Below are 14,095 nucleotides of genomic sequence, written 5' to 3'. Positions count from 1 at the left end.
CAGTCACTCGTCATCATCGTCATCCAACCGGGCCAGCCACGTGGCGAACCGGTCGGTGGCCGCCTCGAACTCTGGGTGCAGGTCCACAAAGGTGCGCAACTGCTCGGAGAGCCACTCGAGAGTGACCTCCTGCTCGCCACGTCGCGTGGCCAGCTCCTCGATGCCGCGGTCGGTGAAGTACACAGCCGCAGACTAACCCGCCGAGGCTGCCACATCCTTGTGCCACGACTCTGTCACGTAGGACGTCTCCCAACCCAATGAGGTGTAGAGGCCGTCGGCGCCGGTGGGGGACTGGGCATCGACCTCCAGCCCGACGCGGTTGCGACCGCGGGCGGCGGCATCGGCGATGACCGCCCACAGCAGAGCCTTGGCCACGCCACGCCCCCGGGCGCTGGAGTGGACGCCGATGTATTCGACGTAGGAGCCGTCGGGCACCGGGTTGCCGTCCGCGTCCAGCCGTCCGGTCACCGTGGTGCCGACCAGGGCGCCAGCCGGACGACCGTCGACCTCGGCGACCCACCAGTGGTCCCAGCGGTGGCCGGGGTCGGCCCGCAGCCGCGTCAGGAACTCCTCGAAGGTCTCGCGGTAGTTGTTGAAATGATCCGCGAACGACTCCTCAAGGATCTCGTGGACGGCATGCAGGTCGGCGTCCTCGGGCAGCCCCACGGCCCCGTCGCGGCGCACCCGGCGCACCACCACGCCCTCTCGCGGCTCCGGGTGCTCGGTCGCCTCCTCAGGGGTGACGGGGCGCTCCATCTGCCACCACGTGCGCACGAGCGTGAAACCGCCCGCCTTCAGCCAGCGGTCCTGACGCTCGTCGTCCTGGAAGGCACCGGAGTCCATCTGGGTGGCGGCCAGACCGCGGTCCGCAGCGATGCCGGCAGAGATCTGCTCGGCGAGACCGAAGCAGTAGGCAGCGACCGGCTCGGCCAGGTCCGCATCCAACTCCGGGTCGATGGTGACTCCGACCAGCACCCGCCCGGCCGCACGGTCGTGGCAACTCACCCAGGCGCGGGCCGCGCCCTCTGGGTCCCGGATCAGCCAGTGCGTGCGCATCGCCGCCCCGCGACCGGTGACGTCAGCGGTGACCTGCTCGCTGTCGGCGCCGGGCCAACCGCGGGCCTGCTTCTCGTGCCGCCGCAGCAGCCGGACCAGGTCCTCGACATCGGCGTCGGTGGGTTCCTGCGATGTCCATCCTGACGGGAGCGCGGACAGCGGCTGGGTGGTGACCTCGGGTGAACTCATGGGCGGCATTATTTCAGAACGCTCACCGTCGCATCCGAGGCCACCACGCGTGGCGTCCAGTCAGCGGTCGAAAGCCTCCTTGAGCAGGGCCTCCTGCTCGACCGCGTGCACCTTGCCCGACCCCGTCGCAGGGGAGGCCGAGGCCGGACGGGAGATGACCCGCAGGGGCCGCTCCTCGGCATACTGCGCCATCGACTCCGGCAGGTTGAGCGCCATGAACGGCCACGCGCCCTGGTTCTTCGGCTCGTTCTGCACCCAGCAGAGCTCGGCGTTGGGGAACTTCTTGACCTGCTCGGCGACCTCACGGCCCGGCACCGGATAGAGCTGCTCGACCCGGATGATCGCGGTGCGGTCGTCCTCGCGCTTGGCGCGCTCGTCCTCGAGCTCGTAGGTCAGCTTGCTGCTGACCAGGAGCACGCGGTCGACCTTGTCGGCGTCCAGCTCGACGCGGTCGGGCAGGACGGGTGCGAAGGTGCCGGTCGTGAAGTCCTCCGGGCTGCTGCCGGCCGACTTCAGCCGCAGCATGGCCTTCGGGGTGAACACGATCAGCGGCTTGCGCGGCCGCTGGAAGGCCTGCTTGCGCAGGAGGTGGAAGTAGGACGCCGGGGTGGACGGGTAGGCCACCGTCATGTTGTCCTCCGCGCACAACTGCAGGAACCGCTCGATGCGCGCCGAGGAGTGGTCCGGGCCCTGACCCTCATAGCCGTGCGGGAGCAGCAGCACCACCGAGGAGCGCTGGTCCCACTTCTGCTCGGAGGAGGAGATGAACTCATCGATCACGGTCTGGGCGCCGTTCACGAAGTCACCGAACTGTGCCTCCCACAGGACGAGGGCGTCGGGGCGCTCCACCGAATAGCCGTACTCAAAGCCCATCGCGGCATACTCACTGAGCAGCGAGTCGTAGATCCACAGCTTGGCCTGGTCATCGGACAGGTGCAGCAGCGGGTTCCACTCGTTGGCGTTGACCTTGTCGGTCAACACCGCGTGACGCTGCACGAAGGTGCCGCGACGGGTGTCCTGCCCGGCGAACCGCACGGGCGTGCCCTCCACGAGCAGGGAGCCGATCGCGAGCAGCTCGCCCATCGCCCAGTCGATCCCGCCCTCGCGGGTCATCTGCTGACGGCGCTCCATGAGCTGGGCCAGCTTGGGGTGGACGGTGAAGCCCTCCGGGGTCGCGGCGAAGGCGTCGCCGATCCGCTCGACCAGCTCGGTGGAGATCCGGGTCTGGTGCGGCTTGCGCGGCGCGCGGTCGTCCTCGTCCTGGGCCCGGGGCCGGTCGAGCTGGCCGGTCGTGCCGTCCTCGCCCTTCAGGGCCGCCTTGGTCTCGGTGAACACCTGCTCGAGCTGGCGCTGGTAGTCGCGCAGTGCCGTCTCGGCGTCGTCGATCGTGATGTCGCCACGCCCGACGAGGGACTCGGTGTAGAGCTTGCGCACCGAGCGCTTGTTCTCGATCAGGTCGTACATCAGCGGCTGGGTCATCGAGGGGTCGTCGCCCTCGTTGTGACCACGGCGGCGATAGCAGACCATGTCGATGACGACGTCCTTGTTGAACCGCTGGCGGTACTCGTAGGCCAACTCGGCGACCCGCACGCAGGCCTCCGGGTCATCGCCGTTGACGTGGAAGATCGGGGCCTGGACCATGCGGGCGACGTCGGTGCAGTAGACCGACGAGCGCGAGGCCTCCGGGCTGGTGGTGAAGCCCACCTGGTTGTTGATGACCACGTGGATCGTGCCACCCGTGCGGTAACCCCGCAGCTGGGAGAGGTTGAGCGTCTCGGCGACCACGCCCTGCCCGGCAAACGCAGCGTCACCGTGCATCAGGACCGGCAGGACGGTGAACGACTCACCGGCCAGGTCGAGGCGGTCCTGCTTGGCGCGGACGATCCCCTCCAGGACCGGGTTGACAGCCTCCAGGTGCGAGGGGTTGGCGGCGAGATAGACCTGGGTGGACTTGCCGCCCTCGGTGACGAAGTCGCCCTCCGTGCCGAGGTGATACTTCACGTCGCCGGAGCCCTGGACGGAGCCTGCGGCCTGCTTGCCCTCGAACTCACGGAAGATCTGGCCATAGGACTTGCCCGCCAGGTTGGCCAGGACGTTGAGTCGGCCACGGTGTGGCATGCCGATGCAGACCTCGTCCATGCCGTCGTTGGCCGAGTCGGTGAGGATCTGGTCCAGCAGTGCGATGACCGACTCGCCACCCTCGAGGCTGAACCGCTTCTGGCCGACGAACTTGGTCTGCAGGAAGGTCTCGAAGGCCTCCGCGGCGTTGAGGCGGCGCAGGATGCGCAGCTGCTCGTCGGCGGAGGTCTTCTCGTAGGGGACCTCGACGTGCTCCTGGATCCAGGCGCGCTCCTCGGGGTCCTGGATGTGCATGTACTCGATGCCCAGGGTGCGGCAGTAGGAGTCACGCAGGATGCCCAGGATCTTGCGCAGCGTCAGGCGGGCCGAGCCGCCGAATCCGCCGGTGGGGAAGCTGCGCTCCAGGTCCCACAGGGTCAGGCCGTGGTTGGTGATGTCCAGGTCGTGGTGTCGGCGCTGGCGATACTCCAGCGGGTCGGTGTCGGCCATCAGGTGGCCCCGCACGCGATAGGCGTGGATGAGCTCCTGGACGCGCGATGCCTTGGAGACGTCGTCGTCGTGGCTGGCGGTGACGTCCGGTGCCCACCGGATGGGCTCGTAGGGGATCCGCAGGCCGGTGAAGATGTCGTCGTAGAACCCGTCGGCACCCAGCAGCAGCTGGTGCAGCACGCGCAGGAACTCGCCGGACTGCGCGCCCTGGATGATCCGGTGGTCGTATGTCGAGGTGAGGGTCAGCACCTTGCTCACCGCAGCGCGGGCGATGGCCTCGGAGCTGGCCCCCTGCCACTCTGCGGGGTAGTCCAGCGTGCCGACACCGACGATGGTGCCCTGCCCCGGCATGAGCCGCGGCACGGAGGAGACCGTGCCGATGCCACCGGGGTTAGTCAGCGAGATGGTCGTGCCCTGGTAGTCCTCGATGGTCAGCTTGTTGTCGCGAGCCTTGGTGACCAGGTCCTCGTAGGCACCCCAGAAGTTCGCGAAGTCCATGTCTTCGGCACTCTTGATGTTGGGCACCACGAGCTGGCGGGTCCCGTCCGGCTTGGACAGGTCGATGGCCAGACCGAAGTTGACGTGGCCGGGCTCCACCAGGTGGGGCTTGCCGTCCTGCTCGATGTAGCTGTTGTTCATGGCCGGCATCGCCTGGAGGGCCTTCACCATGGCGTAGCCGATCAGGTGGGTGAAGGAGACCTTGCCACCACGGCTGCGGGAGAGGTGGTTGTTGATCACGATGCGGTTGTCGATCAGCAGCTTGGCCGGGATCGCGCGCAGGCTGGTGGCCGTGGGCACCTCAAGGCTCTGCTCCATGTTGGTGACGGTGCGCGCAGTGGCACCGCGCAGCTTGGTCACCTCCGACTCGGACTGCGGCTTGGCGGACCTGCGCGCGGGGGCGTCGCGCGGCGTCGGAGCGCCACCGTCGGCCTTGCCGTCGCTGGCCTTGGTGTCGCTGGCCTTCGACTCGCTGGCCTTGTTGTCGCTTGCCTTCGCCTCGCTGGCCTTGGTGTCGCTGGCCTTCTGCGCGGCAGGCGTCGTCGGGGCCGGGCTGGCCTTCTTCTGCGCAGGCGCTGGGTCTGCTGGGACCGGCTTGGCCGCCGGGGAGGGCTGGGGCTTGGTCGCTGCTGCCTCGGGGCGCTGCTTCTCACCGACCGGGCCGTCGGCGACCTTCTCCTTGGTCATGGACTGGGTCGGCGCACCTCCGTCGCTGCCGGCGAAGAACTCACGCCAGGCAACGTCGACGGATTGTGGATCCGCCGTATAACGCTCGCGCATATCCTCCACGAGCCACTCGTTGGCCCCGAAGTCTGCCAGGGGGTTGTCGCTGCTGGGGGAGTGGTTCGCCACGGCGTGCGCGCCTCTTTCTCACAGGTAGTCGGCCGAACTTATGCGGCAAGCCTATCCCTGAACTGCCTCAGGTCGCGCAGCAGGCCCGGCGGGTCAGGCGATGTCCCGCCGACGGGTGAGCACGAGCCCGATCAGCGTCATCACGGCGGCGTAACCGAGCAGGGTCAGCGCACCGCCCCACCAGGGGAGTTGATCGCCACCGGCGCCCATGGCCTCGGCCAGGGCCGGGTCCACCCCGGAGAACAACGACAGGGTCGCCGTGGCCGCCTGGCTGGGGAAGAACTGCGCCACGACGTCCCACCCGTCAAAGAAGGTGAGGGCGAAGGCGACCAGTGGTTCGACGATCAGGGTGACGGCGATGCCCAGGAACAGCGCTGCCACCTGGTTGGGGATCAGCACCCCGAGACCCAGCCCGATCAGACCCCAGACGACCAGGATCAGCACCACCAGGGCGAAGGTCTCGCCCAGGGCGGCCGGGTCCGGGAACAGCGGGTGCCCCGCCGTGCCGAGCAGGATGCCGCCACCGACGACCCCGCCGGCGATGTGTGCCACCGCGTTCACCAGCAGAATGACGACCAGCGCCGCCACCTTGGCGAAGATCACCTGGTGGCGCCGTGGCCCAGCCAGGAAGGTGTTGGAGATCGTCTTGTGCCGGAACTCCTGCCCCATGCTGAGCACACCGATGACCAGGGCCAGCATGTAGCCGAACTGGATCCCGGCGGTGTAGATCATCCGGGCCATGGTCAGGTCTGGCATGGCGTCGCCGACCTTGACCATGCTGTCGCCGACCGGGATCTCGCCATAGATGGTGAACGCGCCGGTGAACGCGGCGAAGGCCGCGCCGACCAGGAACATCGCCAGCGCCATGCCCCACCACATCCGGGTGGAGAAGTATTTGCGGAGCTCGGAGCGGATCAGCCTGCTCATCGGTCGGACCTCCCCGGTGCCTCGGGCTGTGGCGCGTCGGGCCCCGGCGGGCCAGGTGGCGGCCCCGGTGGATCAACCGATGGAACTTGCGGCGGCCCGCTCGGCGGCTCCGCAGCCTCACCGCCGCTGCGGTTGCGGTTCTGCCGCTCCGGAGACTCGGTGAGCTGGAAGTAGAGGCGCTCCAGGTCGGTGCGCAGAACGCGCAGCTCGTGGATCGGGACGCCTGCCGCCAGGGCGATGTCGCCGACCCGCACGAGGTCGCCGGTGACGGCCCGGACGGCTCCCGGGCCCTGGGCGGGTTCGTCACCCGCGTCGAGCCCGGCGCCGCGCAGTGCCTCGATCAGGCCGCGGGGGTTGCTGGTGCGAGCCAGCGCGGTGGACTCGCCGTGGAGCTCCTCGATCGTGCCCTGTCGGACCAGCTCGCCGTTGGCGATGATCACGACGTCGTCGACGGTCTGCTCGACCTCGCTGAGCAGGTGTGAGGAGATCAGGATGGTCTTGCCCTCGCTGGCGAGGTGGCGCAGGAAGCCACGCAACCAGCGGATGCCCTCGGGGTCCAGGCCGTTGGCCGGCTCATCGAGGACCAGCACGTGGGGGTCGCCCAGCAGTGCGGCCGCGAGCCCGAGTCGCTGACGCATGCCCATCGAATAACCGCCGGCCCGCTTGCGAGCGGCGGCCGGGATCCCGACGAGCGTGAGCAGCTCATCAACCCGGGAGTCCGGTATGCCGTGGGTTGCGGCGAGCACCCGAAGGTGATCCCGACCGCTTCGGCCGGGGTGGAAGTTGGTCGCCTCGAGTGCTGCACCAACCGTCTGCAGTGGGTGCTCGAGCTGGGCGTAGGTCACGTCGCCGATGAGCCCGGTGCCGCTGGTGGGTCGGATCAACCCGAGAAGCATCCGCAGCGTGGTGGTCTTGCCCGCGCCGTTGGGGCCGAGGAAGCCGGTGATCCTGCCCGGCGCGACCTCGAAGGAGAGGTTGTCGACCGCGAGGAAGTCGCCGAACTTCTTGGTCAGATCGCGGACCACGATGGCGGCCGCCGGTGCGCCTGGGGGTCTCTGCGCGGTTGCGGGCACTGTCATCGCATCTCACCTTCAGGTCGTGGACGGGGCCCCGTCCGGTCCTAGCCCACCACGTCCGGCGCAGGAGCCGCATCCCCATTGTGGCGGAAATGTGGTCCCAGGCCAGGGACATCTGTCACCCGTGCGGCGGAGGTGAGCCCTCCCGTGCCTCGCGGCGCGTCACTTCTCGCTCCACACCGTCGAGCAGCAGGTCCAGACCCAGCTCGAAGGTCTCCTTCCAGGTGCCCTCGAACGAGTCGTCCGCCATGCCGGCCATGGTGGGGAACCGCCCGGACTTCATCGCCGCCTCCAGGAACGGCAGTTGGAGCTCCCAGAACTCGTCGTTGGTGATGTCTGCGTGTGCCGAGGCCTGATCGAACAGGACCTCCTGGCGGACCGAGCCGGTGACGTAGGCGTCGACGAGGGAGACGAGCATGATCCGCTCGCGGTCGCTGAAGGGCAGCTCGGTCAGGCAGGAGAGGGTGCGCTCTAGGTCGCCGACGCTGCCGGGTCCCAGGACGGGGGTGCTCCAATTGATCTGCAGCAGCCACGGGTGGGCGAGATACATCCGTCGGGCGTCGTGCGAGATGGTCGCCAGCATGGTCCGCCATCCTTCGGTCGTTTCACCGTCCTCCACGGTGCGGACGGTGACGTGGTCCAGGACGAGGTTCATCAGCTCGGCCTTGTCCTGCACATAGCGATAGAGCGACATGGTGCCCACTCCGAGCTCCCGGGCCAGGGCGCGCATCGACAGGGCGTCCAGGCCGTCGGCGTCGGCGATCGCGATCCCGGCCAGCACGATCTGCTCCAGTGTCAGGCTCGGGCGCGGCCCCTTGCGGGTGGCAGGAAGCCCGTGCCAGAGCAGTCTCAGGCTGCGCGCAACGGGGTGCTCGTCGGTCATGGGCGGGTCCCTCTCGAAAAACATCTTGGCTACTGCGGACACTGTACGCTAGGTTTGCTGCGTGCATCGTACCCAGAAAGAGTGGAGGGGCCAATGACGCCCACAGAGGTGGCGGTCCGAACCAGCGGACTGACGAAGAAGTATGGAGACAAACTGGCCCTGGACGGGGTCGATCTCGCGGTGCCGCGCGGCACCGTGCACGGACTGCTCGGCCCGAATGGAGCAGGCAAGACCACCACGGTCCGGATCCTGGCCACGCTGACCCGCAGTGACGCTGGGGAGGCCTCCGTGGCCGGTTATGACGTGCGGACTCATCCACGGCAGGTCCGCTCGAGCATCGGGCTGGTCGGCCAGCAGACCGCCGTCGACGACAAGCTCAACGCTCGCCAGAACCTCACCACTTTCGGGCGGCTCTTCCGGCTGGACCGTTCGTCAGCGCGACGTCGCGCCGATGAGCTTCTGGAGCAGTTCAGTCTGCAGGAGTCGGCGAGCCGCTCGCCCAAGACGTTCTCGGGCGGGATGCGCCGCCGGCTCGATCTGGCGGCCAGCATGATCCTCGCCCCGGCCGTGCTCTTCCTCGACGAGCCGACGACCGGGCTCGACCCGGCGGGGAGGCGCGAGGTCTGGCAGGCGGTGCGCGATCTCGCGGAGCAGGGCACCACCGTGTTGATGACCACTCACTATCTCGACGAGGCGGATCAGCTGTGTGACCGGATCAGCGTCATCGACCACGGGCGCAACTTTGTCGAGGACACCCCGACTGGCCTGAAACGGCGCATCGGTGACGAGCGCCTCGAGGTGGCGGTCTCCGACCCGGACGACCTCGCCCGGGTCGCGACACTGGTCGAGCGTGTCGCCGGGGCAGAGGTCGTGGTGGACCAGGCAGCGGGCCGCACGAGCGTGGCGGTGCCCGACGGTGTCTCGGCGCTCACCGCCGTGGCGAGCGAGGTCCGGGCCGCGGCCATCGAGCTGGCAGACATCGGGCTGCGCCGACCGACCCTGGACGAGGCCTTCCTGCACCTGACCCAGACGGTTCCAGCTCAGACAGCTTCGGGCCAGGCAGCTTCGGCCCAGACAACTCAGACCCAGGCGAAGGAGGCCGTGCGATGAGCACCAACCCGAGCGCACCTCAGCCGACCACTACCGACTCCACCGTCGCTCGGGGCGAGGGGACGAGTCGCCCGCCCACGGCATACGGCATGGCACCTCAAGCAGCCGCGGACACGCTGGGTTCTCGCCTGAGCTGGGCGCTGCGCGACTGCTGGACCATCGTCGAGCAGGAGCTCATGCACTTGGCGCGCCAGCCCTCGACCTTCGCCTGGCAACTGGGGATGCCCGTGGTGATGGTGCTGATGTTCGTCTATGTCTTCGGCTCGGCGATGGACGTCACGGGCCAGGGCGCGGGCGAGGGTTATGTCGACTATGCGATGCCCGGCATGTTTGCGATGACGATGGCCTTCGGCTTCATGAACACCGCCTTCGCGGTGACGCTCAACAAGGAGAAGGGCTTCATGGATCGCTATCGGTCCATGCCGATGGCGCCGTCAGCCGTGGTCACCGGCCGCGGGGTCTCTGATCTCATCCAGGCAGCCGTCGACCTGGCGACCATCGCGGGGCTGGCCCTGATCATCGGCTGGCGCGCGGGAGGCAGCCTGACCCAGACGCTGTTCGCATTCGCCCTGCTGCTGTGGCTACGGCTCGCCCTCATCTTCGTGGGGATCTATCTGGGGCTGCTCATCAAGAACACCGAGGTCGCGGGGTCGCTCTTCACCGTGGCCTTCCCGCTGGGCTTCATCTCCTCGGTCTTCGCGCCGCCGGAGATGATGCCCGGGTGGCTCGGCGCCATCGCGGCGTGGAACCCGATCTCGTCGACGGCCAGCGCGATCCGCGAGCTGTTCGAGACCCCTGGCGCCGGGGTGGGAGTGGCGAGCTATTGGATTGACGGTCACGCGATCGGCGGGGCCCTCATCTGGCCCGCGGTCATCATCGTGATCTTCCTGCCGCTCGCGGTGCGACAGTTCCAGAACCTCAGCAAGTGAGGCGGGGCCTGGTCCTGCTCGGGAGTGGTGACCGTCAGAGCTTGACGACCACGGTCTTGGTCTGGGTGAAGGCGTCGAGGGCCTCATAGCCCTTCTCGCGGCCATAACCGGACTTGCCCCAGCCGCCGAACGGCAACTCCACGCCGCCGCCCGCGCCGTAGTTGTTGACAAAGACCTGGCCAGCGCGCAGGGCCGACGCGAGTCGGTGGCCCCGCGACAGGTTGTCCGTCCAGACGGCGGCGAGCAGGCCGTAGGCCGTGGAGTTGGCGAGTGCGACCGCCTCGTCCTCCTCGTCGAAGGTCATCGAGGCGATCACCGGGCCGAAGACCTCCTCCTGGGCCAGGCGGCCCTGCGGGTCGACGCCGTGCACCAGGGTGGGGGAGAAGTAGGCGCCCGCCGACAGGTGCTCGCCCTCTGGGCGGGAACCGCCGACCAGCAACTCGCCGCCAGCGAGGTCGTCCATGAACCCCTCCACCCGCTGCTGCTGCTTGGCCGACACCAGCGGACCGAGGTCGAGATCCTCTGACCCGGGGCCGATGGTGGTGGTGCGGAAGCGCTGCACGACCAGGTCGAGCAGTTCGTCCTGCACGTCGCGGTGCACGATCAGGCGCGACCCGGCGGAGCAGGTCTGGCCCGCGTTCTGCAGCACGCCTCGCACGACAGCCTCGGACGCAGCGGTCAGGTCGGCATCGGCAAACACCAGCTGGGCCGACTTGCCGCCGAGCTCGAGGACGGTCGGGACGACGCGCTCGGCCGCGGCGTGCGCGATGAGCGACCCGACCTCGGTCGACCCCACGAAGCTGAGGTGCCCGACACCCGGGTGGGCCGTCAGTGCAGCGCCGGCCTCCGCGCCGGTTCCGGTCACCACGTTGACGATGCCCGCAGGGATGCCCGCCTCGACGGCCAATCGCGCGAGAGCGACGGCGGTGCGCGGCGTCTCGTCCGCCGGCTTGACGACGGACGCGTTGCCGGTGGCCACCGCTGCCGCGACCGAGCGGGAGAACAACTGCATCGGATAGTTCCAGGCGATGACGGAGCCGACCACACCGAACGGCTCGCGCAGCGTGTAAGCGTGCAGGTCCGGGCCCTTGGGGATGGTCAGGCCGTAGTAGGAGTCGATGGCGTGGGCATAGAAGCGCAGATAGCGGGCCGCCACCGTGGAGTCCGTGCGGGCCTGGCTCAGGGGCTTGCCCGTGTCCTCACTCTCCAACCGGGCCAGCTCCTCGGCATCGCGGTCGACCAGGGCAGCCCATGCGGTGAGCCGGTCTGAGCGGTGCTCGGGGGTGGTCCGCGCCCACTCGCGCTGTGCCGCAGCACCGCTGGTGACCGCCTGGTCCACCTCGGCAGCCCCACCGCGGGACACCGCCCCGAGGCTCTGCCCGGTGGCGGGGTCGATGTTGTCGTAGGTGTCGGCGCTCGCGACATCCTGCCCGGCGATGAAGGAGTGGGTCGTGGTCATGGCACCAGACTTCCACTGCCCAACAGCGGCTGTATGCCGGGGTCTCACCAAGGTGGGCTCGGAGACTCTGGCGGTGCGTGCGTGAGCGATGACAGAGGATCGCCCCCGGACTGGTAATCTCATGTGCCGTTGCCCCCGTAGCTCAGGGGATAGAGCACCGCCCTCCGGAGGCGGGAGCGCAGGTTCGAATCCTGCCGGGGGCGCAACTGTCCTGAGCCGCGACACCGTTGACACGGTGTCGCGCCTCAGGATTTTTTGTTGGGGCCCCTATGCCGCCCGGAACCTTCCGCTACTCCGAGGCTCTCGACCACATCAGCGAGCGACAGCTCCGCCGCCTTATCGGTGACGGCAGCATCATCGCCCTGGCGCGGGGCCTCTACCGCAAGGGCGACTGGGTCGGCGACGAAGACCTGATCGAGATTGCTGCCAAGGCGCCGCGGGCAACACTGTGTCTGCGCTCGGCTCTTCGATCTCGGTCGTGGCGAACTCGACATCGAAGGCGGCCGGAGCATCGGCCTCTACTCCGCTGAGCGCAGCATCATCGACGCCTTCCGGATGCGTCACATCGAAGGAGCCGACCTCGCCAACGAGGCGCTCAAGCGATGGCTTCGCCGAGGAGGACAGCCCTCAGAGCTGCTGGCCCTGGCGCGGTCGTTCCCACGGGCGCAGTCTGCGCTGCGCACGACGCTGGAGATCCTGCTGTGAGCCGCGTGCACACCGACAGGCAACGTCGGCGGACTCCTCGCGTCCTCGCAGGTCAGCGTGGTGTCGCTTCGGCAGTGGGCGGACGTCGCCGGTTTGGGTGCACGGTCGCGGGGCCGCGGTGGTGACGGGGGAGGGGGTGGCGAGCCTCGGCATACGCCGGTTCTTGGCGGTGCCCACGCGGAACTAGACTCCACGAGGTGACCCCTGAGCAACTCGCCGAAGCCATCATTGCCGCCCTTGACCAGGCCGTCGCCGCGGGCGACGTCACGGTCGAGGTCCCGCGTGAGGTCCGCGTCGAGCGACCGAGGAGCCGCGAGCACGGCGACTGGTCGACCAACATCGCGCTGCAGCTGGCCAAGAAGGCCGGCGTGCCCCCGCGTGACCTGGCCACCAACCTCGCCAGCAGGCTCGCCGAGGTGCAGGGCGTGGCCGCCGTGGACGTCGCCGGGCCGGGCTTCCTCAACATCACCCTGGACGCCGCGAGCGCGGGCGAGCTGGCCCGCAGCATCGTCGAGGCGGCCGAGACCTTCGGGACCAACGAGACCATGCAGGGCCGGGTGATCAACCTGGAGTTCGTCTCGGCGAACCCGACCGGCCCGCTGCACATCGGCCACACCCGCTGGGCTGCCCTCGGTGACGCCATCCGCAGGCTGCTGCTGGCCAGCGGCGCCGAGGTGACGGCCGAGCACTACACCAACGACGCCGGCAACCAGATGGACCTGTTCGGGGCCTCGATCGTGGCCCGCGCGGCCGGCACCGAGGTGCCCGAGGGGGGTTATCCCGGGGACTATGTCACCGAGATCGCCGCTGCGGTGCTCGCTGACCGCCCGGACCTGCTGGACCTGCCCGAGGCGGAGCAGATCGAGGTCGCCAAGGAGCTGGGCTATCGCCACCAGCTCGCCCAGATGCAGCAGACCCTCGACACCTTCAATGTGCACTTCGACGTGTGGTTCTCCGAGCGCACCCTGCACGACGGCGCGGTGGAGCAGGCCGTCGAGCGGCTGCGCGAGCAGGGTCACGTCTTCGACCAGGAGGGCGCAGTCTGGTTGCGCACCACCGACTTTGGCGACGACCGCGACCGCGTGCTGATCCGTGCCAACGGGGTGCCGACCTACTTCGCCTCCGACGCCGCGTACTACCTGAACAAGAAGGACCGCGGCTTCCCGGAGAAGATCTATCTGCTCGGCGCCGACCACCACGGCTACATCGGCCGCCTCAAGGCGATCTCCGCCTGCGCGGGCGACGACCCAGAGGCCAACATCGAGATCCTGATCGGTCAGCTGATCACGATCGCTGGCGCCCGCATGGGCAAGCGCCGCGGCAACGCGCTCTATCTCACCGACCTGCTGGAGTGGATCGGCTCGGACCCGCTGCGCTATTCCCTGGCCCGCTTCCCCGCCGACTCGCCGCTGGATCTGGACGGCGAGGAGATGCGCAAGCGCAGCAACGACAACCCGGTCTTCTATGTGCAATACGCCCACGCCCGCACCTGCAATGTGGCGCGTCTCGCGGGGGAGGACGGCGTCTCGCGGGACGACGGTTTTGACCCCTCGCTGCTGGCGCACGAGACCGAGGCGACCCTGCTCGCTGCCCTCGGCGACTTCCCGCGCGTGGTGGCCCAGGCTGCCACGCTGCGCGAGCCGCACCGGGTGGCCCGCTATCTGGAGTCGCTGGCCGCCTCCTTCCACCGCTGGTATGACGAGTGCCGTGTCCGCCCGATGGACGAGCACGAGGAGATCACCGACCTGCACCGCACCCGCCTGTGGCTCAACGACGCCACCCGCCAGGTGCTGGCCAACGGCCTCGGTCTGCTCGGCGTCACCGCCCCAGAGAGGATGTGATC

General features: G+C 68.8%; 11 protein-coding genes and 1 tRNA gene. 5 read left to right on the top strand and 7 right to left on the bottom strand.

From position 1 onward, the window contains the following. Positions 1 to 3 precede the first annotated feature (3 nt). The 6 genes from NF556_RS17435 to NF556_RS17410 form a co-directional block, all read right to left on the bottom strand. Positions 4 to 183 (bottom strand): DUF6104 family protein, encoded by a 180-nt coding sequence (locus NF556_RS17435; RefSeq protein ID WP_252592388.1) that lies wholly within the window; start codon positions 181 to 183, stop codon positions 4 to 6. A 9-nt stretch (positions 184 to 192) separates the two neighbouring features. Continuing rightward, the gene (locus NF556_RS17430; protein WP_252592386.1) at positions 193 to 1,245 is read right to left on the bottom strand and encodes a GNAT family N-acetyltransferase; all 1,053 of its coding nucleotides are present in this window, start codon (positions 1,243 to 1,245) and stop codon (positions 193 to 195) included. A 60-nt stretch (positions 1,246 to 1,305) separates the two neighbouring features. After that, complete coding sequence (locus tag NF556_RS17425) at positions 1,306 to 5,163, bottom strand: multifunctional oxoglutarate decarboxylase/oxoglutarate dehydrogenase thiamine pyrophosphate-binding subunit/dihydrolipoyllysine-residue succinyltransferase subunit (protein ID WP_256829374.1); 3,858 nt, start codon at positions 5,161 to 5,163, stop codon at positions 1,306 to 1,308. A 93-nt stretch (positions 5,164 to 5,256) separates the two neighbouring features. Then, positions 5,257 to 6,090, bottom strand: a complete 834-nt coding sequence (locus NF556_RS17420; protein WP_252592385.1) for an ABC transporter permease subunit — start codon at positions 6,088 to 6,090, stop codon at positions 5,257 to 5,259. Then, on the bottom strand, positions 6,087 to 7,169 hold the full coding sequence (locus tag NF556_RS17415; protein ID WP_252592384.1) for an ABC transporter ATP-binding protein: 1,083 nt from the start codon (positions 7,167 to 7,169) through the stop codon (positions 6,087 to 6,089). Before NF556_RS17415 ends, NF556_RS17420 begins: the two co-directional genes overlap by 4 nt. 115 nt (positions 7,170 to 7,284) lie before the next feature. Next, positions 7,285 to 8,049 (bottom strand): TetR/AcrR family transcriptional regulator, encoded by a 765-nt coding sequence (locus NF556_RS17410; RefSeq protein WP_252592382.1) that lies wholly within the window; start codon positions 8,047 to 8,049, stop codon positions 7,285 to 7,287. Between the two features lie 93 nt (positions 8,050 to 8,142). Here NF556_RS17410 and NF556_RS17405 point away from each other — a divergent pair, with 93 nt between their 5' ends. After that, positions 8,143 to 9,159: an ATP-binding cassette domain-containing protein gene (locus NF556_RS17405; RefSeq protein ID WP_252592380.1), complete on the top strand. Its 1,017-nt coding sequence runs from the start codon at positions 8,143 to 8,145 to the stop codon at positions 9,157 to 9,159. Next, positions 9,156 to 10,088, top strand: coding sequence for an ABC transporter permease (locus NF556_RS17400; RefSeq protein WP_252592378.1), 933 nt, complete (start codon positions 9,156 to 9,158; stop codon positions 10,086 to 10,088). Before NF556_RS17405 ends, NF556_RS17400 begins: the two co-directional genes overlap by 4 nt. Positions 10,089 to 10,122: 34 nt before the next feature. Here NF556_RS17400 and NF556_RS17395 read toward each other — a convergent pair whose 3' ends face one another. Continuing rightward, positions 10,123 to 11,547: an aldehyde dehydrogenase family protein gene (locus NF556_RS17395; RefSeq protein ID WP_252592376.1), complete on the bottom strand. Its 1,425-nt coding sequence runs from the start codon at positions 11,545 to 11,547 to the stop codon at positions 10,123 to 10,125. Positions 11,548 to 11,678: 131 nt separating this feature from the next. Between NF556_RS17395 and NF556_RS17390 the strand changes: the two genes are divergently transcribed. The 3 genes from NF556_RS17390 (at position 11,679) to argS (ending at position 14,093) form a co-directional block, all read left to right on the top strand. Then, positions 11,679 to 11,750: transfer RNA gene (locus NF556_RS17390), tRNA-Arg, on the top strand. A gap of 352 nt (positions 11,751 to 12,102) precedes the next feature. Continuing rightward, a complete protein-coding gene (locus NF556_RS17385; RefSeq protein ID WP_252592374.1) occupies positions 12,103 to 12,252 on the top strand; it encodes a hypothetical protein in 150 nt (49 codons plus the stop codon). Positions 12,253 to 12,449: 197 nt separating this feature from the next. Next, positions 12,450 to 14,093: an arginine--tRNA ligase gene (gene argS, locus NF556_RS17380; RefSeq protein ID WP_252592372.1), complete on the top strand. Its 1,644-nt coding sequence runs from the start codon at positions 12,450 to 12,452 to the stop codon at positions 14,091 to 14,093. The last annotated feature ends 2 nt before the right edge of the window (positions 14,094 to 14,095 follow it).

The sequence above is a fragment of the Ornithinimicrobium faecis genome (assembly GCF_023923225.1).
Taxonomy (GTDB): Bacteria; Actinomycetota; Actinomycetes; order Actinomycetales; family Dermatophilaceae; genus Ornithinicoccus; species Ornithinicoccus faecis.
This window is presented reverse-complemented; position numbering and strand designations above follow the sequence as displayed.

Coding starts and splice junctions, on each gene's coding strand:
- NF556_RS17430 (WP_252592386.1), bottom strand. CDS start 1,245: ATGAGTTCACCCGAGGTCACCACCCAGCCGCTGTCCGCGCTCCCGTCA.
- NF556_RS17420 (WP_252592385.1), bottom strand. CDS start 6,090: ATGAGCAGGCTGATCCGCTCCGAGCTCCGCAAATACTTCTCCACCCGG.
- NF556_RS17415 (WP_252592384.1), bottom strand. CDS start 7,169: ATGACAGTGCCCGCAACCGCGCAGAGACCCCCAGGCGCACCGGCGGCC.
- NF556_RS17410 (WP_252592382.1), bottom strand. CDS start 8,049: ATGACCGACGAGCACCCCGTTGCGCGCAGCCTGAGACTGCTCTGGCAC.
- NF556_RS17405 (WP_252592380.1), top strand. CDS start 8,143: ATGACGCCCACAGAGGTGGCGGTCCGAACCAGCGGACTGACGAAGAAG.
- NF556_RS17400 (WP_252592378.1), top strand. CDS start 9,156: ATGAGCACCAACCCGAGCGCACCTCAGCCGACCACTACCGACTCCACC.
- NF556_RS17395 (WP_252592376.1), bottom strand. CDS start 11,547: ATGACCACGACCCACTCCTTCATCGCCGGGCAGGATGTCGCGAGCGCC.
- NF556_RS17385 (WP_252592374.1), top strand. CDS start 12,103: ATGCGTCACATCGAAGGAGCCGACCTCGCCAACGAGGCGCTCAAGCGA.